Raw genomic sequence first — 22,011 nt, forward strand, 5'->3', positions numbered from 1 at the left:
TTCGCCGGGGCACCGGCAGCGCCCGCTCACGGCACGGCGACACGGGTGAAGTCGAAGTGTGCGGTCAACGGGCTGCCGCGTACCCGCAGGGGCTGGGCGCCGCCGATCTGCCCGGCGTTCGGATACCAGCGGCTCGGCGTGTACGCGCAGTCGCAGCGCAGCACCACCGACTGCCCCGGCAGTAGCCGCAGCGTGTACTCGGAGGCCGCGTCCGCCACGCCCACGACGTCACCGGTGCGGGAGTGGAAGGCGATCACCTGGGCGTAGTAGGAGATGTCCGGGGCGGTGATGGTGCCGCTGACCACGGTGCCGGGACTGAGCGTCTGGTCGAGGCTGGCGGTTCGACCGGCGCGGACCCGGACCGTGCGGGCCTCGCGCCAGTCGGCGGTGCCGCCGGACCACTGGCTCGCCATACGGGTTGCGCTGAAGTACAACGGCCAGTGGTACGGCCCGAGGCCGGTCAGCGTGTAGCGGCCGTCGTCGTCGGTGACGGCACCCCGGCCGCCGTACTTGGGGTCCGGGACGTCCGGCATCGTCGAGACGTACCCGGAAGAGGCCACCGGCGTACCGTCCGTCCTGGTCAGCCGGCCGGTCACGGCGCCCGGCGGGTCGAAGCGGACCGTGGGTGCGGTCACGGTCCGGCCGGCACGCACCGTGACGACCGCCGCCCGCTCCCGCTGTCCCGTGCCGCCGTGTGCGCCGACCCACTGCAGTCCGTGGTGGGGTTCGTAGGGACGGGCCAGCAGGCGGTACCGGCCGGGTGGAACGTCGGTGGCGACCACCGTGCCGCCCTCGGTGCCGGTGCAGCCGGCGAGCCGCCCGACCTGTTCCTCGCCGATGGCGACGACGGTGAGCGGGTCGCGGTCGACCGGGACCAGGTGCAGGCACCCGCGCGCGTCGGCGCCGGTGGCGGCGTCGCGCACGCTGGTGCGCAGCTCGCCGGTGGTGGCGGTGCGCGGTGCGGCGGTGGCGGGCAGCGGATGGACGGCACCGCCGACGAGGGCGAGCGCGAGGAATGGTACGGCGAGACGGGTGACGGAGTGACGGTGTGACGGAGGCATCGGCGGATCCTCTCGACCCGGCGGAAGGACGTCGCACCCACGGTAATGCCCGTCTCCGTTCGATCACTCTCTGTGTCGGGAGGTCGTCAGGGGATCGGCCACTCGTGGACCGGACGGTTGCTGTGCATCAGCTCCACGTAGTGCCGCACCACCTCGCGCAGCGCCTCCGGGCGGTCGAGCTGGTCGGTCGACTCCAGCCGGTGCAACGTGGCCACCTGCCAGCTCGCGCCGTTGCGCCCGGTGAGACAGCGCTGCTCGATGATGCCGAGCAGGCGGTCCCGCTCGTCCGGGTCCACGCCCCACCGGTCCAGTCCCTGCTGGGCCAGCGGCAGCAGGCGGCGCAGCACCAGCTCGGTGACCGGCAGGTAGCCCAGGCCGGGCCAGAAGACGTGCGCGTCGATGCCGTGCCGGGCGCAGGTGTTGAAGTTCTCCTCGGCGGCGCTGAACGACATCTGCGACCACAGTGGCCGGTCCGCCTCGGCCAGCGCCCGGACGAGTCCGAAGTAGAACGCGCCGTTGGCGACGGTGTCCAGCACGGTCGGCCCGGCCGGCAGCACCCGGTTCTCCACGCGCAGGTGCGGCCGGCCCCGCAGCACGTCGTAGACGGGCCGGTTCCAGCGGTAGACGGTGCCGTTGTGCAGCCGCAGCTCGGCCAGGTTCGGTACGCCCCCGGCGGCCAGCGTCTCCGACGGGTCCTCGTCGTCGCAGACAGGCAGCAGCGCCGGGAAGTAGCGGACGTTCTCCTCGAACAGGTCGAAGACCGAGGTGATCCAGCGTTCCCCGAACCACACCCGGGGCCGTACGCCCTGCGTCTTGATCTCCTCGGGGCGGGTGTCGGTGGCCTGCTGGAACAGCGGGATGCGGGTCTCGCGCCACAGTTCCCGGCCGAAGAACAGCGGCGAGTTCGCGCCGAGCGCCACCTGGATCCCGGCGACGGCCTGGGCGGCGTTCCAGTAGTCGGCGAACTGCGCCGGGGAGACCTGGAGGTGGAACTGGGTGCTGGTGCAGGCCGCCTCCGGGGTGATGGTGTCGGCGGTCACCGACAGCCGCTCCACCCCGTTGACCGTGATCCGCAGGTCTTCGCCCCGGGCGGCGAAGATCTGCTCGTTGAGCAGCGCGTAGCGGGGATTGTTCGACAACGTCTCGGCGGTCAGGTGCTCGGGGCGCACGGTCGGCAGGATGCCGATCATCACCAGGTGCGCGCCGACCGTCCGGGCCCGCTGGTCGGCGGCGTTCAGGCTGGCCCGTACGCTCTGCTCGAACTCGTGTAGGCCGGTGCCGGCCAGCCGCCGGGGCGCGACGTTGATCTCGACGTTGAACTGCCCGAGTTCGGTCTGGAAACTCGGGTCGGCCACCGCCCGCAACACGTCGGCGTTGCGCATGGTGGGCAGCCAGTCGTCGTCGACCAGGTTCAGCTCGATCTCCAGGCCGGTCATCGGCCGGTCGACGTCGAACCGGGACTCCCGGAGCATCTCGGCGAAGACGTCGAGACAGCGCCGGACCTTGTCCCGGTAGCGAGCCCGATCCTGGCGGCTGAAGGTCTGTGCGCCGACTTCCTCGCCCATGGTCACCACCCTGTCACCCCTGGTACCCCCGACGTGACGCGTCCATGCATCCGGGCGGAGGGCCCGACCGCGTGCGGTCTCCGGTTCCGGTGCCGCATACCATGGCTGACGTGCGAGAGAAGGTGACCCGGCTGTTCGTGGTGGCGGCGATCGCGGAGGCGATCTCCTGGGCCGGCCTGCTGGCCGGGATGGCGGCGAAATACGGCCCGCCCGACAACGAGCTGGGGGTCAAGGTGTTCGGCCCGATCCACGGCGCGCTCTTCGTGGTGTACGGGCTGCTCGTGCTGGCCGTGGCCCGGGTGCACCGGTGGAGCCTGACGGCCACCGTGGTGGCGCTGGCCTGCGCGGTGCCGCCGTTCGCCACCCTCGTCTTCGAGCGCTGGGCCCGCCGACGCGGCATGCTCGACACCACTCCCGCGCCGCAGCGGGAGCCCGCCCCGGTCGGCTGACGCTCAGGTCAGCGCGGTGCAGGCGGCCAGCCCGGCCAGGAGCAGCAGCCCCAGTGTGGCCTGGAGCAGCAGCGGCGGGCCGAGGTGCGACCACATGGTGGCGGTGCGCGGTCGCAGCAGTTGACCGGTGGTCAGGTTGACGATCCGTTCGATCTTCGGCGCCAGGTCCGGGTCGCCCTGGTCGCGCAGGGTGAGCTGGACGTGGTCGGCCGGGTGCAGCGCGCTCTGCGGCAGGTGCCCGTGCAGCTCCACCTCGTACAGTTTGCCGTTCGAGTCGCGCAGGCGGACCGGGGTGACCAGGTACTCCGGCCCCTTCTTCAGCTCCTTGAAGCTGCGCCGGCCGGTGCCCGAACCGGCGCTGAGCGCGGCCCGGACCAGCTTGGCCAGCAGGCCGATCAGACCGGCGGCGGCGACCACCACCACCAGCACCGGCTGCCCCACGCGTACCTCCCGGGGGTAGCCGTCCATCAGCCGCACGATCTGCGCGGTGAGGATCCGACCGGTCGGATGCAGGCTGCGTCGGGAGTACGACGTCGTGTCCATGTCCACCACCCAGAGTCCGCTTTCGCCTACAGATCGTATCGATCCTCGGGGTTGAACGACGTGAATGAAAATCGGTCACGCGGTGGCCGGCAGGTGACAACGCGGGTGGTGCGGGTAAGCGCGGGGTCGAGCCGGAAAGGGGTCGAGCATGCAGCTGTCCTTCCTGCGCCCGCTCTACCAGCGCCCGGGTCCGTGGTGCTCGGTCTACCTGGACGCCTCGATGGACACCGAGGACGCCCACGCCGCACTCGACCTGCGTTGGCGCGGGCTGCAACAGCAGCTCGCCGAGCAGGGCGCCGACGAACCGACCATCGCCGCCATCGACCGGGTGGTACGCGGACACGACCCGCTGCCCGGGGACTACGGGCTCGCCGTCTTCGGCGCCCAGGGGCGGGTGGTGCTCTCCGAGTACCTCTCCGCGCCGCCCCGGCGGGACCTGGCCGCGTACGCGCCGCTGCCGCACGTGATGCCGTTGCTCGCCCAGCGGGGTGAGCAGGTCGCGTGGGTGCGGGTGCTGGCCGACCGGACCGGCGCCGACGCGATGTCGGTCAGCGCCGGTGGGGTGCCCCGACGGGCGCACGTCACCGGTCGGGAGAGTTTCCCGTTGCGCCGGGTCAAGCCCGGCGGCTGGTCCCAGTCGCGCTACCAGCGCGCCGCCATGGAGGCGTGGCACCACAACGCGGGCGACGTCACCGCCGCCACCGTGGAGCTGGCCGAACGGGTCGGCGCCGAGGTGGTCGTGGTGGCCGGCGACATCCGGGCCACCGGCATGATCGCCGCCCAGATGCCGGCGCGCTGGCAGGACATGGTGGTCCGCACCGACGCCGGGTCCCGGGCCGAGGGGGCCGACCAGAGCATGCTGGACGACCTGACCGTGCAGACCATCGCCGAGGTGGCCGACCAGCGGGTCACCGCCGCGCTGGACCGCTTCGGCACGCAGGAGGACGTCGGCGCCGGACTCGACGCCGTGGTCGCCGCGCTGCAACGCAACCAGGTGGACACGATGCTGCTGGTGGACGACCCGTCCGCCGACGGGCAGCTCTGGATCGGCCCGGCGGCCACCGACATCGCCACCGACCCGGGTCAACTCCCCACCGTGGCCGATCCGGCCCGGGTACGCGCCGACGCGGCACTGGTGCGGGCCCTGGTCGGCACCGACGCCGAGTTGACCGTGCTGGGCCCGGACGAGGCTCCGGAGCTGGTGGAGGGCGTCGGCGCGGTGCTGCGTTACGTCGACCCGGTCACCCCGGGACGGGGCGGTGGCTGACCAGTCCGTCGCGGACGCGGTCGTCGCGCGGTTGCTGGCCTGGCGGGTCGCGCGGGTCTACGGCGCGCCGGGCCGGGCGACCGCGCCACTGGTCGAGGCGTTGCAGGCGGCCGGCGACGACCCGGAGTTCGTCCCGGTCCGGCACGCCGAGAGCGCCGCGTCGATGGCCGCCGGCCACGCCCGGTTCGCCGGTGGGGTCGGCGTCTGCCTCTCCGACGGCGGGCCGGACGCGCTGGGCCTGCTCGGCGGTCTGGACGCCGCCCGCCGGGCCGGCCTGCCGGTGCTGGCGGTGCTCGGCGAGCAGCAGCTCGACGGGCACCGCGACGACGGCCCCCGTTTCGCCGGGATGTGTCGGGACGTCCGGTACGCCGCCGACCCGGCCCGGGTGCCGGAACTGGTGGACGAGGCGTTGGGCAGCGCGTTGCGCGGCGGCGGCCCGGTCTGCCTGGTGCTGCCCGCCGACGCGTCCGTCCGCCTGCCGTGGGACGAGGGTCGGGCCGTCGATCCGGGGCAGGTTCTCGACGAACTGGTCACCCGGCTGCCGCCGGGCGGCGCGGTGACCGTGGACGGCGGCGGCACCGTCGCCGGGTACGCCCGCCACCTGCGCGTACCGGTCGGGGTCGAGCTGCTGCGCACGGACGGTGCGCCCGGCGCCGCCCTGCCGTACGCGCTGGCCGCCAAGCTGGCCGCCCCGGACCGCCCGGTGCTCGCCGTCGTCGCCGACGAGGGGATGCGCGCCTCCGGGCTGGCCGAACTGGTCGCCGTGGCCCGGCACCGGACGGCGTGGCCGGATCCGCGCCTGGTGCTGCTGGTGTTGAACACCCGCTCCGGGCACCCCCGGTACGCGCAGTCGCCCCGTCCGCCCGCCGACGACGTCCCGTACGCCGGCTGGGCCCGCCTGCTGGGTCTGCGGGGTGTTCGTGTCGACCGGCCGGAACTGGTCGGCGCGGCCTCGGCGGAGGCGTTCGGCGCGGACCGGCCCTGCCTGCTGGAACTGGTGGTCGGTCCGGTCGGCGTGGGCCTCGCCGGGGTGTTGCGCACCGTCGGGGTGGACGGTGGAAGATCACCTGATTGATCCCGCTCGGGGAAGGGATGCCCTGTTTAAGCCGCATCCGGGCGGGAAGCCGGGCCGCGTGAGCGAACGGGGCACGGTGGGGCCGGCGCGAGGATCGCGCCCGGGACTCACGGCAGCGGGTGCGGGGCTGACCGGCGACCGGGTGGTCGCGGTGGGTAGCACCGCCCGGATCCTGGTCGCCGCCATCGCCCGCGCGCTCCGCGGTACCGACTGCGCCGACATCGGACACGTCGGCCCGGTGTCCCGGTTCGCCGGCACCCCGGACCCGATCCGCCGGGCCGCCGCCGCCCGCACCGCCGGTCGAGTGGCCCTGACCGCCGGGCAGGCCGCCGAGGTCGACGCCGCCCGGGTGGCCGGGTGGTTCGTCGACCAGTACCCGCGCGGCCGGTATCCCGGCGTGCTGCTGGGCTCGCCGCACGGTGCCGCCGCCCACCTGGCGACCGCGCTGCGGATACCGTGGCTGCCCGCCGGCTTCGAGATGACCGCGCACTGGCCGCGCGGCGCGGTGGACCGCCCCCGCGCCGCCCTGGACCACGGCGCCGCCCTCGCCGGGCGGCTGCTGGCCGGTAACCCCGACCTGCACGTCCGTCAGGTGCACTGCCCGGCCAGCCGGGGCTCGCTGGCCGGTGTGACGGTCGCGTTGACCGCCCGGTGGCGGACGCTGCCGGCGGCGTACCGCCGGTTCCTGACCGACCGGTTGACGCCGGGCGCTCCGGTGCTGGTGCTCAGCGACGCACGGACCTGGCCGGTGCACGACGCCGCCGACGGGCACAGCTTCCAGGTCGGCTGCCCGGCCAGCGGGCTGGAACCGGTCGACTTCCACCCGGACAGCCACGCGCTGCGGCAGGTGCTGCGCTCCGCCGGGGGAGACGGCGTGAACTGGGAGCCGCCGGAGATCTCCGCTCCGCCGGCCGTCGCCGAGCACGGCGTGGAGCCCGGTCTGGACCGCGCCGTCCGGCAGTGGACCGCCCACGCCGGGCATCCGGTGCACCGGCTGCTGTTCCCGGGGCCGGAAGTGCTCAGCGCCGCCGTCGCCGACCTGTACCGTCGCTGGCTGCGCGCCGCCGGCAAGACCGGTGACCGGTTGGTGGTGGAATGCGGTCGACTGCTCGACCCGTGGCAGGTGGTGCGGGCGGGGATGGTGCCGTACTGGTGCGAGAACGCGACCCGACGCAGCGTCGAGCAGGCCGAGTGGTGGCTGGCCGGCAGTGAGCCGTTCGCCTCGGTGGACGTACTCCCCGAGCCGCCCGGGGTGCGCTCACCGGCGCTGGCCGGGCTGCCGCAGTGGTTGGCCGTCGCCGGGTTCGGCCGTCGACGTCGGGCCCTGGACCGGGCCACCGCCCGCGGGTACCCGGTCACCTCCGTGCCCACCCGCCGGGCCACCGAGGTGCTCCGCGCCCAGCCGTACGACCTGCCCGCCCCGCCGCCGCTGACGGTGCCCGACGCGCTGGCCGCGCTGCGCGCCGGCGGCACCGCCCACGGCCTGCTCATCTGTTGAGGCGGGGCTGACGAAACATCCTCGCGAACCCGCGCCGCCGTGATTGAGTACCTACGGAGCGGGAACACCGCCGGCTGCGACAGGCTGATCACCGTGCCGCGGCGTGGCGTCGCCCGCTGGCATCCCAATCACCAAACCACTCTTCGGCCCGTGCGTGTCCACGCGCGTGCCCGGTGTCCACCAATCCGGGCGGGGTCCTTCCTGAGGGAGGCGCGGATGTTCGGACAGACCACCACCACACCACCACCGACGGACCGGGGGCTGGAGGATCTCGACGCCGCGGCGCTCGCGTACGCGGCCCGGATCGAGGGACTGCCGCCCGAGCGACGCCAGGAGGCACGGGACGACCTGGTCCGCTTCGCGTTGCCGTTCGCGGGTCGGCTGGCCCGCCGCTACCGGGGACGCGGGGAACCGCTGGAGGACCTGGAGCAGGTGGCCCGTCTGGGACTCGTCAACGCCGTCGACCGGTACGACCCGGAACGCGGCTCCTTCACCGCGTACGCCGCGATCACCATCGTGGGCGAGATCAAGCGGCATTTCCGGGATCGCACCTGGGGTGTGCACGTGCCCCGACGGCTGCGCGACCTGATCCTGGAGGTCGGGCAGGCGACGGCGGCCCTGACCAGCGAACTGTCCCGGGCGCCCACGGTCGCGGAGCTGTCCAAGCGACTGGAGACGCCGGAGGAGGAGATCCTCGCCGCGCTGGAGTCGGCGGCCGGCTACAGCCCGGCCTCGCTGAACGCGCCGGTCGGCGGGGAGAGCTCGGCCGAGTTCGGTGACCTGGTCGGCGAGTCGGACATCGCGCTGGAGTCGGTCGACGACCGGGTGACGGTCAGCGGGCTGCTGCACCGGCTGCCCTGGCGGGAACGACGGATCCTGGCGATGCGCTTCTACGGCAACCAGACCCAGGCCGAGATCGCCGCCCGCTTCGGCATCTCCCAGATGCACGTGTCCCGACTGCTGTCCCGGGCGCTGACCTGGCTGCGTCAGGCGATGCTCGCCGACGCGCCGCCGCCGTGGCAGAACGGTCCGGCCGAGTCCGAGGCGACCACGAAGACGGCGCGGACGACGGTTCGGTAAGGAGGGGTCCCCTGCTCACGCCTCGTGCCTAGCAGGGGACCCCTCCTAACGCTTTGCCCCGCGCGTCCCCCGGACCGGTCACACGTGCGAGCCGACTCAGTTCTCGGTGCCGTCGCCGCGTCCGCGCGGATGCCGCCAGCGGTCGTTCTGCTCCCGACGCTCCGCGCCCAGCGGGTCGTCCTCCGGCTCGTCGGTGTCGGCGAAGCTGGGCCGGCGTACCTCCTCCGGCGTCGGCACCTGCACCGGCCGGGCCCCGGACTGCGGCGCGGGCTGGTACGCCTCGGCCTCCGGCGCGCCGTGCGCGCCCCCGGCGGCCGGCGACTCGGGCGGATGCGTCTCGCGGTGCAGTTCGTCGCGGAAGTCCTGCGGCGGCTTGACCGTCCGCTGCGGAAGGTCGCGACCCAGGTCGGAGACGAGTTCGCCGTACTTGGCGTCGAAGGCCGGACGCTCGGAGCGGATCCGCGGCATCCGGTCGAAGTTGCGCAGCGGCGGCGGGCAGGTGGTGGCCCACTCCAGGGAGTTGCCGAAACCCCACGGGTCGTCCACCGTCACCTGGGCGCCGAACCGCCAGGACTTCCAGGCGTTCCAGATGAAGAACAACGTGGACGCGCCCAGCACGAACGAGAAGACGCTGGAGATGGTGTTGAGCGTGGTGAAGCCGTCGGTGGGCAGATAGTCGGCGTACCGGCGGGGCATGCCCTCGTTGCCCAGCCAGTGGTGCACCAGGAAGGTGCCGTGGAAGCCGACGAACATGGTCCAGAAATGGATCTTGCCGAGCCGCTCGTCGAGCAGCCGCCCGGTCATCTTGGGCCACCAGAAGTAGAAGCCGGCGAAGAGCGCGAAGACCACCGTGCCGAAGACCACGTAGTGGAAGTGCGCCACCACGAAGTAGGTGTCGTGGGTGTGGAAGTCGGCCGGCGGGCTCGCCAACAGGACGCCGGTGAGGCCGCCGAGCAGGAAGGTCACCAGGAAACCGATGGAGAAGAGCATCGGCGTCTCGAAGGTGAGCTGTCCCTTCCACATCGTGCCGATCCAGTTGAAGAACTTCACCCCGGTCGGCACCGCGATCAGATAACTGAGGATGCTGAAGAACGGCAGCAGCACCTGGCCGGTGGCGAACATGTGGTGCGCCCACACCGTCATCGACAGCACGGTGATCGCGATGGTGGCCAGCACCAGGCCGGTGTAACCGAAGATCGGCTTACGGGAGAAGACCGGGATGACCTCGGTGATGATGCCGAAGAACGGCAGCGCGATGATGTAGACCTCGGGGTGCCCGAAGAACCAGAACAGGTGCTGCCACAACATCGGCCCGCCGGTGTCCGGGTTGAACACCTGCGCGTCGAGCAGCCGGTCGGCGGTCAACGCCAGCAGCGCGGCGGCGAGCAGCGGGAAGACCAGGATCACCAGCACGCTGGTGAACAGCATGTTCCAGGTGAAGATCGGCAGCCGGAACATGGTCATGCCGGGCGCGCGCAGCGTCAGGATCGTGGTGATCAGGTTGACCGCGCCGAGGATGGTGCCCAGACCCGACACCACCAGTCCGACCACCCACATGTTCGCGCCGACGCCGGGGGAGTGCTCCACGGTGCTCAACGGCGTGTACGCGGTCCACCCGAAGTCGGCCGAGCCCTGCGGGGTGAGGAAGCCGCCGATCACCATCAGCCCGCCGAACAGGTACAGCCAGTACGCCAGCGCGTTGAGCCGGGGGAACGACACGTCCGGCGCGCCGATCTGGATCGGCACGATGTAGTTGCCGAACCCGAACGCGGCGGGCGTGGCGAACAGCAGCAACATCACCGCGCCGTGCGAGGTGAACAACTGGTTGTACTGCTCCGGCGAGAGGAACTGCAGACCCGGGCGGGCCAGCTCGGCGCGGATCAGCATCGCCTCGATCCCAGCCAGCACGAAGAAGCCGAACGAGGTGAGCAGATAGAGCAGCCCGATCTGCTTGTGGTCGGTGGTGGCCAGGAACCTGACCAGCTTCGCGCCCGGCAACGGCTTGCGCAGCGGGCCCGGATAGCCGCCGAACCGGGCCGGTGCCAGGATGGCCGGCCCTCGGTCCTGTCCGGGTTCGGTGGTTACCCGCTTGGGCATGCGCTCTCACCCCGCTGACGACGCAAAAGGACGGGCGTGGCTACCCGCCCCGTCGACCATGTAACCAGGCGAGAGGGGTAATTTCGGTCAATTAGCCGGCAGCGTGGCCCAAACGGCCTTTCCGTCGCCGGCCGGCGCGCTGCCCCAGCGCTCGGTCAGCTCGCGCACCAGCAGCAGGCCCCGGCCGCCCTCGTCGCGGTGCCCGGACCGGCCCGGCTGGGCCGGCGCGCTGCTCCCGTCGACCACCGCCAGGTGCAGCCACGGCCGCCGCAGCGTCACGGTCACCTGCATCGGAGTACCGGCGTGCCGGACCACGTTGCCGACCAGCTCGCTGAGCACCACCGAGGCCGGGCCGACCGCCTCCGGCAGGTTCCACCGCCCGCAGGCGTCGACGACCAGCTCCCGGGCCCGTCGGCAGGCCGCCGCCACCGGCTCCAGACGCACCCGCAGCCGGGGTACGGCCGACGCGCCGGCCACCCGGGTCGCCTCGTCACAGGAGCGCCGCATCGGCACCACCCGGCAGACCGTCGAGTCGGTCAGCGTGGTCGCCGTCGCGCCCGGCGCGCAGAGCACCATCGGCACCACCGGCCAACCGGCGGCCCGACGGGCGGCGGCGGCGAAGACCGACACCGCCAACGGGTCCTCCACCCGCAGCCCGGACAGATCCACCACCAGCGCGTCCGGCTGGTCGGACAGACAGCGGTCCAGCACCCCGTAGGCCATCCGCGTGGTGGTCAGGTCGAGAGTGCCGGCGAGCCGGACGACGGTGACCGCTGCTCCGTCGTCTACCTCACAGATGATCCGACTCGCCATCTCCGCCCTCGACTTGTCTCGCCCGCCGCAAGGCCTGCCAACTACCCGGCCGATGGCCCGACGAAACCGCGCCGGGCAGCGCCGACCCGTCCCCGTGTACCACCGGGGACGTGGGAGCGCTACCGCGGCGAGCGGCGCTACGAGGCGGCGACCACCCGCCGCCTCGGCACCCGGTGTCGAAGCTCCGCCAGCGGCGGACGCTCCTGGACCGACACGTCGCTGACCACGATCTCCCGGTCCAGGTTCGGCAGCGCGTCGGAGCCGCCCCGCCGGAACTGGGTGAGCAGCGCGGTGGGCAGCACGTCCGGGCTGGCCCAGCCCCGGCGCTGCAACCGCGACCAGGCGGTGAGCATGATCTGCGCGGACATCCGGCCCAGCGCGGCGGTGTCCTGGTGCCGGTGCTTGCGCTCGCCCAGGTCGACCTGCGCCAACGCGTCCAGCCCGACGAGTTCCAGCAGGTCGATCAGCATCGCGGTCTCCACGCCGTAGCCGGAGACGAAGGGCACCCGGGCCAGCACCTCACGACGCCCGGCGTACTCACCGGCCAGCGGCTGCACGAAACCGGCCAGCTCCGGCCAGAAGAGGTTGAGCATCGGACGGGCCATCAGCTCGGTCACCCGGCCGCCGCCGTCGGCCTCCACCCCGCTGGTGTTGATCAGAGGCCGGTGGTAGAAGCCCTTGACGAAGTCGACCGAGGGGTCGGTGAGCAGCGGGCCGATCAGCCCGGTGACGAAGTGCGGGCGGAACTCCCGCAGGTCGGCGTCGACGAACGCCACCACGTCACCCTCCGCCGCGGCCAGACCGGCCCAGAGCGCGTCGCCCTTGCCGGTCAGCCGGGGCAGCCCCTGGGTCATCGCGTCCTGGCCGACGACCTCGGCGCCAGCCGCCCGCGCCACCTCGGCGGTCCGGTCGGTGGACCGCGAGTCGACCACGATCAGCTCGTCGACCAGCGGCACCCGGTCCATCAGGTGCTCGCGGATGGTCGACACGATCGCCCCGACGGTGGCCTCCTCGTTGCGCGCCGGCAGCACCACGCTGACCCGGCTGTCGCCCTTGGCCCGCAGCAGCCGCCGCGTCGGCCAGTCGGCCGCCGAGGTCGTCCGATACGTGGCCCAGGCCTCCACCACGGGCGAGACCAGAGATTCAGTGTTCCGCACAGGCACCCCCTGATCGTCGCGGGAAGACCGGGAGTCGGATTTCCCAGCACCCCGCACGCTAATCGGATCCATCCCCCAGCTTGATCACCACCGTGCGCCGGCCACGTTCCCGCCGGATGAACGTTTGATTGCGGGCGCTCCGGGCACGTACCCGACGCGGAACCCGTTCGGGACCCGATGCCGCCCGAGTCCTCGCTGACCTGCGCAGTCATCGTCGCCGAAGGGTCGGGGGAGCGGGCGAGGGGGTCGGTTCGCGCGACGGCACGCCGGTCGGGCCGTCACAACCGGCCTCCGGTCGCGTACCGTTGCGGCTCATGGGTGTGTCGCAACGGTTGAAGACCAGGTTCCGCCGGTTCCTCCAGCGCCCGGGGACCACGGTCGATCTGGCCCCGCTGGAGAAGCTGCTGCCGGCCATCGAGGCCCGCGAGGAGAAGGTCTCGGCGTTCGACGACGCCGAACTCACCGAGGCCGCCGACGCCGCGTCGAGCTACGAGGAGATCTGTGCGCTCGGCCGCGAGGCCGCCCGCCGAGGTCTCGACCAACGGCCGTACGACGTCCAGCTCCTCGGCGCGATGTCGCTGCTCTCCGGCAAGGTCGCCGAGATGGCCACCGGTGAGGGCAAGACGCTGACCGCCGCGATCGCCGCGTACGGGCACGTCCGGCTCGGCAACGGCCCGGTGCACGTGCTCACCGTCAACGACTACCTGGCCCGTCGCGACGCCCAGTGGATGGAGCCGGTCTACACGCTGCTCGGGCTCACCGTCGGCTGGGTCAACGAGGCGTCCACCCCGATCGAGCGCCGGGCCGCGTACGCCTGCGACGTGACCTACGTCTCGGTCAGCGAGGCGGGCTTCGACTTCTTGCGCGACCAGCTCGTCACCGACATCGCCGACCGGGTCCAGCCGCCGCTGCGCACCGCCATCGTCGACGAGGCGGACTCGATCCTGATCGACGAGGCCCGGGTGCCGATGGTGCTCGCCGGTTCGGTGCCGGGCGAGCAGGACCCGGTGCACACCGCCGCCGGGCTGGTGCGCGGCCTGCGCAAGGGCAAGCACTACACCGTCGCCGAGGACGGCCGCAGCGCCGCCTTCACCTCCGCCGGCCTGGCCGCCGTCGAGGCGAAGCTCGGCATCGACCTGTACGACGAGGAGAACGTCGAGCAGCTCTCCGCGGTGAACGTGGCGCTGCACGCGCACGCCCTGCTGCACCGGGACGTGGACTACATCGTCCGGGACGGCACGGTCGAGTTGATCGACGAGATGCGCGGGCGGGTCGCCCAGCGGCGGCGCTGGCCCGACGGGCTCCAGGCCGCGGTCGAGGCCAAGGAGGGGTTGGACGCCACGGCCGAGGGCGAGGTGCTGGGCACCATCGCCGTGCAGGCGTACATCGGCCTCTACCCGAAGGTGTGCGGCATGACCGCGACCGCGGTGCTGGTCGGCGACCAGCTCCGGGAGTTCTTCGGCCTGGAGGTCGCGGTGATCCCGCCGAACACCCCGTGCGTGCGGGTGGACGAGCCGGACCGCATCTACGCCACCCGGGCCGAGAAGGAGGAGGCGCTGATCGACGAGATCCGGCGCTGCCACGCCGACGGGCGCCCGGTGCTGGTCGGCACGCTCGACGTCAAGGAGTCCGAGCAGCTCGCCGCCGGTCTGCACGCGGCCGGTGTGCCCTGCGTGGTGCTCAACGCCAAGAACGACGACGAGGAGGCGGCGATCATCGCCGAGGCCGGCGCCCACGGCACGGTGACCGTCTCCACCCAGATGGCGGGCCGGGGCGTCGACATCCGCCTCGGCGGCAGCGACCAGGCCGACCGGGACCAGGTCGCCGAGCTGGGTGGCCTCTACGTGATCGGCAGCGGCCGGCACGACAGCCGCCGGGTCGACGACCAGCTCCGTGGCCGGGCCGGGCGGCAGGGCGACCCGGGCGGGTCGGTCTTCTTCGTCAGCCTGGAGGACGACCTGGTGGTCCGGCACGCCGGCGACACCGTGCCGGCCTCGCCCCGGATGAACGCGGACGGCCTGGTCACCGACGCGCAGGTGGACTACGCCGTGGAGCACGCGCAGCGGGTCGCGGAGGGCGTCAACCACGAGATCCACCGCAACACCTGGCGCTACAGCGTGGTCATCGAGCAGCAGCGCAAGGCGCTCGCCGAGCGCCGGGAACGGCTGCTGACCAGCGACGTCGCGGCGCTGATGCTGTTGGACAAGATGCCCGACAAGGCCGGCGAGATGGACGAGGACCTGCTCGCCCGGGCCGCCCGGTCGATCGCGCTCTATCACCTGGACCGGCTCTGGGCCGCGCACCTGGCCGAGCTTTCCGAGGTACGCGAAGGTGTGCACCTGCGCGCCCTGGGTCGGCTCGACCCGCTGGACGAGTTCCACCGGGCCGCCGTGCCCGCCTTCACCAACCTGGTGCCCGAGATCGAGGCCCGCACGCTGGCCACCTTCGAGGAGACCGAGTTCGACGAGGACTGGGAGCCGGACGAGTCCGAGCTGTCGCGGCCCAGTGCCACCTGGACCTACCTGGTGCACGACAACCCGTTCGGCTCCGAGCTGGACCGACTGATCGCCTCGGTCGGCCGTCGTCTGTCCGGAGCCGGTTCCCGCTGACCCGGCCACGCCCCTCCCGGTGGTCGTCGTACCCTGGGAGGGGCCCCGGTTTGCGCCGTTTCGACCCATGTATCGCTGGGTAGTAGGGCGGGTCCGTGCTACCGGAGCCGCCGTCGGGTCGAGGCGCAGACCGAGGAGGATTCAGGTGACGACGCTGGCCGCGGGTACCGGGGCGGGCTGCCGGTGAACCTGGAGACCAGCCCTCCGCTGGCCGAGAGCCTCGGCGTGCTGGAGACGGCAGCCCTACTGCGGGAACTCACCGCCGGACTGATCGCGGTGGAGGACTTCGACGCCGCGCTCACCGCGCTGGTACGCATCACCCGCGACGCCCTGGCCGGGGTACGGTGGTGCGGCTTCACCGCGCTGCGTGCCGGCGAGCCCGCCGGGGTGGCCGCCTCCGACGCTTCGCTCGCCGGGCTGGACGACCTGAGCTTCGGTCCGGACACCCCGGCGATGGAGGCGATCCGCCGCCGGGAGATGGTCGGTGCCGAGAACCTCGACGCCGAGTCTCGGTGGGCGGACTGGACCCCCCGTGCCCGGGAACTCGGAGTGCACGGCGTGATCTCCGCACCGGTCGACATCGACGAGCAGGTGATCGGGGCGGTCAACCTGTACGCGGGGGAGTCCGATGTGCTCTCCACCGGCCACCAGTTGACCGCGATGCTGCTCGCCGAGCACGCCGGTCTGCTGCTGGCCGCCGTACGCGAGCGGGAACGGCGAGCCGCGCTGGTCGGTGAGCAGGACGCCACGCTGCTCGCCGAGGGTGTGATCGGTCACGCCGTGGGAGTGATCATGACGCAGCGCGGCTGCCCGGCCGAGGACGCCCTCGAGGTGCTGCGCAGCGCCGCCTCGTCGCTGTCCATCCCGTTGCGGGAGGTCGCTGAGCGGCTGGTCAGCACGGTCTCCCGCCCTCGCGACAACTGAGCGTCGTTTCGCCCGGCCGGCGTCCGGGTAGCACCCTGGACTGACGGCTGATCCGACCCAGGGGGGAATCGATGCAGAGCCGGCTGCGGGTGCAGGGGCACCCCATCCAACCGATGCTGGTGACGTTCCCGTACGGGCTCTTCGTCTGCGCGACGATCTTCGACCTCGCCGACGTGGCCGGTGGCCCGGTCTTCCTCGGCGAGGTCGGCTACTGGACGGCGGTGGCCGCGCTGGTGGCGGCGGCGTTGACCGCGATCGCCGGGATGGTCGACCTGTGGGACGTGCCGCCGGACCGGGTCCGCCGTACCGCGATCACCTTCAACCTGGTCAACGCCGGTATGGCCGGGCTGTTCCTGCTCTCCTGCCTGGTGCGGGCCGATGCGCCGAACCGGGGCGCGGCCCCCGCGCTGCTGGTGGTCGAGGTGGTCGCGCTGGCGATCGGTGGCGTCGGGGTGTACCTCGGCTCGCGGCTGATGCGCCACTTCGAGTCGGCCGGTGCCACGGCACCCGGCTTCGACGCCCTGCGCGGCGTGGACGCCCCCACCGTCGAGGTGGTCCGTCCCCGCCCGTACTGAGATGAAAGGAAGGGTCCCCTGCTATACGCCAGGCGATAGCAGGGGACCCTTCCTTTCACGCAATCCGGTTGCCGGGTCATCGCCGCGCGTGGACGCTGGCCCGATGCCGACAACCGCAGCGCGCTTCGAGGAACTGATCGCCGAGGGGACGGCCGCCCCGGTCGACGGGTGGGGCTTCGACTGGCTGACCGGTCGGGCCACCGAGGAACGTCCACCCTGGGGGTACGCCCGCCTGGTGGCGGCGCGGATGGCGACGGTCGACGCGGCGCTGGACATCGACACCGGCGGGGGAGAGGTGCTCGCCGAGGTGCCGCGCCCGCCCCGACGGCTGGTGGCGACCGAGGCGTGGCCGCCGAACGTGCCGGTGGCCCGGGAGAATCTGCGCCCGCTCGGCGCGACCGTGGTGGCGGTGTCCCCGGACGCGCCGCTGCCCTTCGCCGACGGCTGCTTCGACCTGGTGGTCAGTCGGCATCCGGTGCGGACCGACTGGCCGGAGGTGGCGCGGGTGCTGCGGCCGGGCGGCACGTTCCTGTCGCAGCAGATCGGGCCGGGCACGGTCCGCGAACTCAGCGAGGCCGTCCTGGGGCCGTTGCCACCACCGGCGTACCGGCATCCGGAACAGGCGGTCGCGCAGGCCCGTGCCGCCGGTCTGACCGTGGTGGATCTGCGCGAGGCGACGCTGCGGACGGTCTTCCACGACATCGGCGCGGTGGTCTGGTTCCTGCGCAAGGTGGTCTGGACCGTACCCGGCTTCACCGTGGCGGCGCACCGGCCGGCGCTGGCCCGACTGCACGCGCGTATCGAGGCCGAGGGGCCGTTCGTCGCGTACGCCCGGCGCTTCCTCGTCGAGGCGGCCCGTCCGGCGGGCTGACCCGTCGGTCTCAGGTCGTGGGGCGCAGCAGCGTGAGCATCTCCGGCAGGTCGAAGAACTGCGCCGTCTGGACGGCGGACGGGTTGCCTCCGTCCGGGTCCGCCCCGGCGTCGAGCAGCGCGCGGACCGCCGTGGCGTTCTTGCGGAAGACCGCCGCGGCCAGGGCGGTCTGACCCCGGTCGTTGGTACGCGAGTGGTCGGCGCCGCGGTCGATCAGGGCGGCGACGGTCTCCGGGTGGGCGTGGTACGCCGCCAGGATCAGCAGGCTGTCGCCCCGCTCGTTGGTCAGGTTGACCGGCAGCCCCGCGTCGACGTAACCGGCGAGTTCGGTGGTCGCGCCGTCGCGCGCCAGGTCGAACATCCGGTGCGCGAACTCCAGGGTCTCGGCGTCGAGTTCCTCGCTCACCGGTACAGGCTAGTGGTGGCGGTACGACGCCGCTCGGCGCGGTCGGTACTCGCTTCCCAGCATGTAGGATTACCTACTAAACCTATAGGGTTTGCCGTCTAGACTGGTCCGGTATCCGCACCGCTGACCGTTGCGAGGCCCCATGTCTGCCCTGCCCGTCACCGAGCCGGACCTGCTCGCCGTCGCCCGGCGGTGGGCCGCCGACACCGCGAACTGGCCCGTGCCGCTGCACTTCGACCCGACGACCCGGTGGTACGCCCGGCTCGACGCCGACGACCACCACGAGGTGTGGGCGCTGAGCTGGTTGCCCGGGCAGGGCACCGACCTGCACGACCACGGCGGCTCCTCCGGTGCCTTCCTGGTCGCCGCGGGCGTCCTCACCGAGGAGACGGTCAGCGGCGGGCGGCTGCGCCCGCACCTGCTCGCCGCCGGCTCCGGCCGCCGCTTCGGGCCACGGCACGTGCACGTGGTGACCAACCGGCACGCCGAACCCGCGGTCAGCGTCCACGTCTACCGCCCGGCGCTGCGCCGGATGACCCGTTACCGCCTCGCGCAGGGCCGGCTGCTCGTCGCCGAGGTGGCCGAGGCCGGCGTGGCATGGTGATCTCCCACGCCGCGTCGCCACCCGACCGAGCGCCCGGCCGCGTACCCCTTGGAAGGAACCGATGATGTCGCAGAACCGTTCCGTCGCCGCCCGCTGTCCGGCGTCGGTGCCGCCCCCGGGCTCCCGGGGCATCGACGAGATCCTGGCCGCCGCCCGCACCCGCCTCGACCGGCTCGACCCCGAGCAGGCCCACGTGGCGCACCGCACCGGTGCCCTGCTGGTCGACATCCGCCCGGCCGCCCAGCGCGCCGCGCACGGCACCGTGCCGGGCTCGCTGATCGTCGAGCGCAACGTGCTGGAGTGGCGTTTCGACCCCCGCTGCGCCGCCCGGCTGCCCCAGGCCGTCGGGTACGACGTGCCGGTGGTCGTCATCTGCCAGGAGGGTTACACCTCGTCGCTGGCCGCCGCCGCGCTGCAGGACATCGGCCTGCACCGGGCGACCGACGTGATCGGCGGGTTCGCCGCCTGGCGGATCGTCGGACTGCCCGTGCTCGGTCCCACCCCGCCCGCCAGACCGTCCATCCCCGCGTCCCCGGCGACCGCCGGCCGGGCGTCCCACTGAACACCCACGCCCACCCGGCGTGGCGGTAGTCCCAGGAGGCCACCATGTCCGTCGTCGCGATCAGCCCGCGCCAAGCCCCGCCCGGCCGTACGAACCGCGCCCGGCTGCTGCGGCAGCGCACCGGGCCGACCCTGACCATCACCGTCGACCTCGCCTCGGCCGCCGCGAGCCCCCGCCTGAACCGCCTGCTGGAGTTGCTGGGTGAACTCGCCGAGTCGGGCGAGGGGCGGGTGTCGGGCGACGGCGGCGTCGAGCGGCCCACCATCGTCGAGGACCCACGGACCGTGCAGATCCTCACCGGGCCGCGCCGGGTGCGTCTGGGCGACCGGGACGTCCCGCTGACCCGCATCGAGTACGACCTGCTGCTCTTCCTCGCCGAACGGCCGCGTCGGGTGTTCACCCGCCTCCAGTTGCTCAACTCGGTCTGGGGCTACGACCACGCGGTGGCCCGCACCGTCGACGTGCACGTCCGTCGGCTGCGGGCCAAGCTGGGCGTCGACACGCCGTTGCTGACCACCGTCCACGGAGTGGGGTACCGCCTCGCCGACGACGCCCGGGTGAGCGTCCAGCGGTGAGTCCGACCGATCGGTGCGGCGTGTCCTGTCACGGGACGCGCCGCACCGTTCTGTCCCGTACGCGTGACGCTGGCATGCTCCTCGCCCGTCGCGTGGACTGCGCGTCACACCATCGGGGGAACCCGAAACCCGACAGCGACCCCCGTATCAGGTCAAGTTTGCGACTCTGCTGTAATCAACTGGCCTCGTACGCAGAGCGAGCGGTCGGCTCCGATGTGTCGGTCAATTGTCACATTCATGCAACGCGGTCGCCCCTTGACCCTCGCACGGGCGCCGGGAAGCATCGATAAGGCGGCGTCCCGGGGCCGTGGGGAAAACCCGGACCAGCCAAGGAGGACCATGTCGGTCAGCCCCGCATCGTCGCGCGCCGGATGGCATACGTCCCAACCCGCGGTTCCCGGTCGCCCACCCGGCGGTCAGCGACGTCCGGCCAACTCCACCACACCCGTCCTCACCGTCACCCTGTCGATCCCGCTGGTCTGCGAGGAGTCCTTGACACCGGCCGCCCGGCGGCTGCTCGACGCGGCCCGGGAACTGCTGGAACGCGGCGAGGGCACGATCGTGGCCAGCCCGCCGGTGGTGCCGGAGCGGCGTACCGAGGGCCTCCCCACCGGACGCGCCCCCGTGCGGCAGATCGCCCCGACCATCCCGAACCTGCACATCCTCGCCTCGTCCCGCTCGGTGCTGCGCGACGGCGAGCCGCTGCCGTTGACCCGGCTCGAATTCGACCTGTTGCTGCACCTGGTCGCGCACCCCCGCCGGGTGTTCACCCGGCTCCAACTGCTCAACGCGGTCTGGGGCTACGAACACGCGGGGGTCCGCACGGTGGACGTGCACGTCCGCCGCCTACGCGGCAAGGTCGGCGTCGACGTACCCCTGGTCACTACCGTCTACGGCGTCGGCTACCGGCTCGCCGACGACGCCCGCGTCACCCTCGACCGCACCGCCTGACCCGTCCGGACCGCGGTCCCTGCCTGGACCTCGACTGCCCTCCCGCCGAGACCCCGACGCGCCCATCGTGCCCCGACCCGGCTCGGCCGGGTCGTGCCGAGCACCCGGCGGCGACCGGGCACGATGGTCGGATGCGTGTGCGTCCGGTCTCACCCGACCTGCTCGTCGCCGAACTGGCCGAGCGGTTCGCCTCCGCCTCGCCGACTCGACGGCTGCGGGTGGCCGTGGACGGCGCCCCCGCCGCTCGCCCCGACGAACTGGCCACCGCCCTCATCGACCCGCTGCGCGCCCTCGGCCGCCCGGTGCTGCACATCCGGGCCGAGGACTTCCTCCGCCCCGCCTCGGTACGCCTGGAGCGCGGACGGACCAATCCGGACGCCTACTACGAGGGCTGGGTCGACGAGGCCGGACTGCGCCGCGAGGTGCTCGACCCGGCCGGGCCGGACGGCACCGGGCGGCTGCTACCCGCACTCTGGGACGCCGGGACCGACCGGGCCAGCCGCGCCGACTACGTCACCCTGCCGCCCGGCGGTGTGGTGCTGGTCAGCGGCACGTTCCTGGTCGGCGGCGGACTACCCTTCGACGTCGTCGTCCACCTGGAACTGTCACCCGGCGCGCTGCGCCGCCGGACCGACCCCGACCTGGCCTGGACGCTGCCCGCGTTCGCCCGGTACGCCGAGGAGGTCACCCCCGCCGCCTTCGCCGACCTGGTGGTACGCGCCGACGACCCGCGCCGGCCCGCGATCGTGGAATCCGACGACGACTCGGTTTGACCTGCGGAAGCGATGGGTACTCGCGGGGCTCACGGCGCCCGGGAGTCCTCGCCTGGGCGGTATGACCGGATGGGGACCGTCCCGTCCGCGATGATGACGAGGCTCAGGAAAGGCAGGCAGCGATGCTCGTCCACGACACGGTCGGCACGGGCCGATCCCAGGCGGAGATCGACCAGATCCGACTCTCCCTGCAGGCCCGCCACGACGAGCTGTCCGCGGAGTACGAGCAGGCGGTGCAGCAGAGCCACGTGCTGCGGCTGGTCGAGGTGGGCGACACCGCCGGTGACGACCAGGCCGACAGTGGCACCAAGACCGCCGAGCGGGACACCGCGCAGTCACTGCTGCGGACCATCCTCGACCGGCGCGCCCAGTTCGAGCACGCGCTGACGCGCCTCGCCGAGGGCACGTACGGCTTCTGCGAGGGCTGCACCTCGCCGATCCCGGTGGAGCGACTGGAGATCTTCCCGTCGGCGACCACCTGTGTGACCTGCAAGCAGACCCGCGAGCGTCGGGCTGCCTGAGCCGTCGGCGACCGGTCGGTCCGGGACGCGGCGGG

Annotated in this window: 22 protein-coding genes; 15 read left to right on the forward strand and 7 right to left on the reverse strand. The window is 72.8% G+C overall.

Annotated elements, in window-relative coordinates:
- Window positions 1–26: 26 nt before the first annotated feature.
- Window positions 27–1,061 carry a hypothetical protein gene (locus ACQVFL_RS12100; protein ID WP_431729381.1) on the reverse strand — a complete coding sequence of 345 codons (1,035 nt, stop codon included), beginning with the start codon at window positions 1,059–1,061 and terminating at the stop codon, window positions 27–29.
- An 86-nt stretch (window positions 1,062–1,147) separates the two neighbouring features.
- Window positions 1,148–2,626, reverse strand: coding sequence for a glutamate-cysteine ligase family protein (locus tag ACQVFL_RS12105; RefSeq protein WP_396694885.1), 1,479 nt, complete (start codon window positions 2,624–2,626; stop codon window positions 1,148–1,150).
- Window positions 2,627–2,727: 101 nt separating this feature from the next.
- On the opposite strand from ACQVFL_RS12105, the gene ACQVFL_RS12110 reads away from it, so the two are divergent.
- Window positions 2,728–3,075 (forward strand): DUF3817 domain-containing protein, encoded by a 348-nt coding sequence (locus ACQVFL_RS12110; RefSeq protein WP_396694883.1) that lies wholly within the window; start codon window positions 2,728–2,730, stop codon window positions 3,073–3,075.
- A 3-nt stretch (window positions 3,076–3,078) separates the two neighbouring features.
- On the opposite strand, the gene ACQVFL_RS12115 is transcribed toward ACQVFL_RS12110, so the two are convergent.
- Window positions 3,079–3,618, reverse strand: a complete 540-nt coding sequence (locus tag ACQVFL_RS12115; RefSeq protein ID WP_396694881.1) for a hypothetical protein — start codon at window positions 3,616–3,618, stop codon at window positions 3,079–3,081.
- Between the two features lie 148 nt (window positions 3,619–3,766).
- On the opposite strand from ACQVFL_RS12115, the gene ACQVFL_RS12120 reads away from it, so the two are divergent.
- The 4 genes from ACQVFL_RS12120 (at window position 3,767) to ACQVFL_RS12135 (ending at window position 8,538) form a co-directional block, all read left to right on the forward strand.
- Window positions 3,767–4,885 (forward strand): Vms1/Ankzf1 family peptidyl-tRNA hydrolase, encoded by a 1,119-nt coding sequence (locus tag ACQVFL_RS12120; RefSeq protein ID WP_396694879.1) that lies wholly within the window; start codon window positions 3,767–3,769, stop codon window positions 4,883–4,885.
- Window positions 4,878–5,960, forward strand: coding sequence for a thiamine pyrophosphate-binding protein (locus ACQVFL_RS12125; RefSeq protein ID WP_431729382.1), 1,083 nt, complete (start codon window positions 4,878–4,880; stop codon window positions 5,958–5,960). Before ACQVFL_RS12120 ends, ACQVFL_RS12125 begins: the two co-directional genes overlap by 8 nt.
- Window positions 5,961–6,036: 76 nt before the next feature.
- Window positions 6,037–7,458 (forward strand): hypothetical protein, encoded by a 1,422-nt coding sequence (locus tag ACQVFL_RS12130; RefSeq protein ID WP_431729819.1) that lies wholly within the window; start codon window positions 6,037–6,039, stop codon window positions 7,456–7,458.
- Window positions 7,459–7,674: 216 nt separating this feature from the next.
- Window positions 7,675–8,538, forward strand: a complete 864-nt coding sequence (locus ACQVFL_RS12135) for a SigB/SigF/SigG family RNA polymerase sigma factor (protein WP_396694875.1) — start codon at window positions 7,675–7,677, stop codon at window positions 8,536–8,538.
- Window positions 8,539–8,634: 96 nt separating this feature from the next.
- Here the strand turns inward: ACQVFL_RS12135 and ctaD are convergent, their stop codons facing one another.
- The 3 genes from ctaD to ACQVFL_RS12150 form a co-directional block, all read right to left on the reverse strand.
- Window positions 8,635–10,635 (reverse strand): aa3-type cytochrome oxidase subunit I, encoded by a 2,001-nt coding sequence (gene ctaD, locus ACQVFL_RS12140; protein ID WP_396694873.1) that lies wholly within the window; start codon window positions 10,633–10,635, stop codon window positions 8,635–8,637.
- Window positions 10,636–10,722: 87 nt separating this feature from the next.
- Window positions 10,723–11,448, reverse strand: coding sequence for an ATP-binding protein (locus tag ACQVFL_RS12145; RefSeq protein ID WP_396694871.1), 726 nt, complete (start codon window positions 11,446–11,448; stop codon window positions 10,723–10,725).
- A gap of 137 nt (window positions 11,449–11,585) precedes the next feature.
- On the reverse strand, window positions 11,586–12,572 hold the full coding sequence (locus ACQVFL_RS12150; protein ID WP_396695358.1) for a glucosyl-3-phosphoglycerate synthase: 987 nt from the start codon (window positions 12,570–12,572) through the stop codon (window positions 11,586–11,588).
- A gap of 347 nt (window positions 12,573–12,919) precedes the next feature.
- Here ACQVFL_RS12150 and secA2 point away from each other — a divergent pair, with 347 nt between their 5' ends.
- The 4 genes from secA2 to ACQVFL_RS12170 all read left to right on the forward strand — a co-directional run bounded on the left by secA2 (window position 12,920) and on the right by ACQVFL_RS12170 (window position 17,584).
- Entirely contained in the window at window positions 12,920–15,214 is a 2,295-nt protein-coding gene (gene secA2 / locus ACQVFL_RS12155; protein ID WP_396694869.1) for an accessory Sec system translocase SecA2, read from the forward strand.
- 183 nt (window positions 15,215–15,397) lie between these two features.
- Window positions 15,398–16,138 carry an ANTAR domain-containing protein gene (locus tag ACQVFL_RS12160; RefSeq protein WP_396694867.1) on the forward strand — a complete coding sequence of 247 codons (741 nt, stop codon included), beginning with the start codon at window positions 15,398–15,400 and terminating at the stop codon, window positions 16,136–16,138.
- Between the two features lie 71 nt (window positions 16,139–16,209).
- The gene (locus ACQVFL_RS12165; RefSeq protein ID WP_396694865.1) at window positions 16,210–16,713 is read left to right on the forward strand and encodes a DUF2231 domain-containing protein; all 504 of its coding nucleotides are present in this window, start codon (window positions 16,210–16,212) and stop codon (window positions 16,711–16,713) included.
- Between the two features lie 103 nt (window positions 16,714–16,816).
- Entirely contained in the window at window positions 16,817–17,584 is a 768-nt protein-coding gene (locus ACQVFL_RS12170) for a class I SAM-dependent methyltransferase (protein ID WP_431729383.1), read from the forward strand.
- Window positions 17,585–17,594: 10 nt separating this feature from the next.
- Here ACQVFL_RS12170 and ACQVFL_RS12175 read toward each other — a convergent pair whose 3' ends face one another.
- Window positions 17,595–17,990 carry an ankyrin repeat domain-containing protein gene (locus tag ACQVFL_RS12175; RefSeq protein ID WP_396694861.1) on the reverse strand — a complete coding sequence of 132 codons (396 nt, stop codon included), beginning with the start codon at window positions 17,988–17,990 and terminating at the stop codon, window positions 17,595–17,597.
- Window positions 17,991–18,132: 142 nt separating this feature from the next.
- Between ACQVFL_RS12175 and ACQVFL_RS12180 the strand changes: the two genes are divergently transcribed.
- From ACQVFL_RS12180 to ACQVFL_RS12205, 6 genes are all read left to right on the forward strand, one after another.
- On the forward strand, window positions 18,133–18,594 hold the full coding sequence (locus ACQVFL_RS12180) for a cysteine dioxygenase (RefSeq protein ID WP_396694859.1): 462 nt from the start codon (window positions 18,133–18,135) through the stop codon (window positions 18,592–18,594).
- 64 nt (window positions 18,595–18,658) lie between these two features.
- Entirely contained in the window at window positions 18,659–19,156 is a 498-nt protein-coding gene (locus tag ACQVFL_RS12185) for a rhodanese-like domain-containing protein (RefSeq protein ID WP_396694857.1), read from the forward strand.
- A gap of 44 nt (window positions 19,157–19,200) precedes the next feature.
- Window positions 19,201–19,731 (forward strand): winged helix-turn-helix domain-containing protein, encoded by a 531-nt coding sequence (locus ACQVFL_RS12190; RefSeq protein WP_431729384.1) that lies wholly within the window; start codon window positions 19,201–19,203, stop codon window positions 19,729–19,731.
- 339 nt (window positions 19,732–20,070) lie between these two features.
- On the forward strand, window positions 20,071–20,682 hold the full coding sequence (locus tag ACQVFL_RS12195; protein WP_431729385.1) for a winged helix-turn-helix domain-containing protein: 612 nt from the start codon (window positions 20,071–20,073) through the stop codon (window positions 20,680–20,682).
- A 131-nt stretch (window positions 20,683–20,813) separates the two neighbouring features.
- The gene (locus tag ACQVFL_RS12200; RefSeq protein WP_431729386.1) at window positions 20,814–21,455 is read left to right on the forward strand and encodes a uridine kinase; all 642 of its coding nucleotides are present in this window, start codon (window positions 20,814–20,816) and stop codon (window positions 21,453–21,455) included.
- A 122-nt stretch (window positions 21,456–21,577) separates the two neighbouring features.
- Complete coding sequence (locus ACQVFL_RS12205) at window positions 21,578–21,976, forward strand: TraR/DksA family transcriptional regulator (protein WP_131057494.1); 399 nt, start codon at window positions 21,578–21,580, stop codon at window positions 21,974–21,976.
- Window positions 21,977–22,011 lie beyond the last annotated feature (35 nt).

The organism is Verrucosispora sp. TAA-831 (genome assembly GCF_050780145.1).
Taxonomy (GTDB): domain Bacteria; phylum Actinomycetota; class Actinomycetes; order Mycobacteriales; family Micromonosporaceae; genus Micromonospora.

What these genes read in the sequence shown, in the direction of transcription:
- ACQVFL_RS12185 (WP_396694857.1), top strand. Translation starts at nt 18,659, where the DNA reads ATGTCGCAGAACCGTTCCGTCGCCGCCCGCTGTCCGGCGTCGGTGCCG.
- ACQVFL_RS12105 (WP_396694885.1), bottom strand. Translation starts at nt 2,626, where the DNA reads ATGGGCGAGGAAGTCGGCGCACAGACCTTCAGCCGCCAGGATCGGGCT.
- ctaD (WP_396694873.1), bottom strand. Translation starts at nt 10,635, where the DNA reads ATGCCCAAGCGGGTAACCACCGAACCCGGACAGGACCGAGGGCCGGCC.
- ACQVFL_RS12165 (WP_396694865.1), top strand. Translation starts at nt 16,210, where the DNA reads ATGCAGAGCCGGCTGCGGGTGCAGGGGCACCCCATCCAACCGATGCTG.
- secA2 (WP_396694869.1), top strand. Translation starts at nt 12,920, where the DNA reads ATGGGTGTGTCGCAACGGTTGAAGACCAGGTTCCGCCGGTTCCTCCAG.
- ACQVFL_RS12170 (WP_431729383.1), top strand. Translation starts at nt 16,817, where the DNA reads ATGCCGACAACCGCAGCGCGCTTCGAGGAACTGATCGCCGAGGGGACG.
- ACQVFL_RS12100 (WP_431729381.1), bottom strand. Translation starts at nt 1,061, where the DNA reads ATGCCTCCGTCACACCGTCACTCCGTCACCCGTCTCGCCGTACCATTC.
- ACQVFL_RS12120 (WP_396694879.1), top strand. Translation starts at nt 3,767, where the DNA reads ATGCAGCTGTCCTTCCTGCGCCCGCTCTACCAGCGCCCGGGTCCGTGG.
- ACQVFL_RS12190 (WP_431729384.1), top strand. Translation starts at nt 19,201, where the DNA reads ATGTCCGTCGTCGCGATCAGCCCGCGCCAAGCCCCGCCCGGCCGTACG.
- ACQVFL_RS12110 (WP_396694883.1), top strand. Translation starts at nt 2,728, where the DNA reads ATGGCTGACGTGCGAGAGAAGGTGACCCGGCTGTTCGTGGTGGCGGCG.
- ACQVFL_RS12145 (WP_396694871.1), bottom strand. Translation starts at nt 11,448, where the DNA reads ATGGCGAGTCGGATCATCTGTGAGGTAGACGACGGAGCAGCGGTCACC.
- ACQVFL_RS12180 (WP_396694859.1), top strand. Translation starts at nt 18,133, where the DNA reads ATGTCTGCCCTGCCCGTCACCGAGCCGGACCTGCTCGCCGTCGCCCGG.
- ACQVFL_RS12135 (WP_396694875.1), top strand. Translation starts at nt 7,675, where the DNA reads ATGTTCGGACAGACCACCACCACACCACCACCGACGGACCGGGGGCTG.
- ACQVFL_RS12195 (WP_431729385.1), top strand. Translation starts at nt 20,071, where the DNA reads ATGTCGGTCAGCCCCGCATCGTCGCGCGCCGGATGGCATACGTCCCAA.
- ACQVFL_RS12115 (WP_396694881.1), bottom strand. Translation starts at nt 3,618, where the DNA reads ATGGACACGACGTCGTACTCCCGACGCAGCCTGCATCCGACCGGTCGG.
- ACQVFL_RS12200 (WP_431729386.1), top strand. Translation starts at nt 20,814, where the DNA reads ATGCGTGTGCGTCCGGTCTCACCCGACCTGCTCGTCGCCGAACTGGCC.
- ACQVFL_RS12205 (WP_131057494.1), top strand. Translation starts at nt 21,578, where the DNA reads ATGCTCGTCCACGACACGGTCGGCACGGGCCGATCCCAGGCGGAGATC.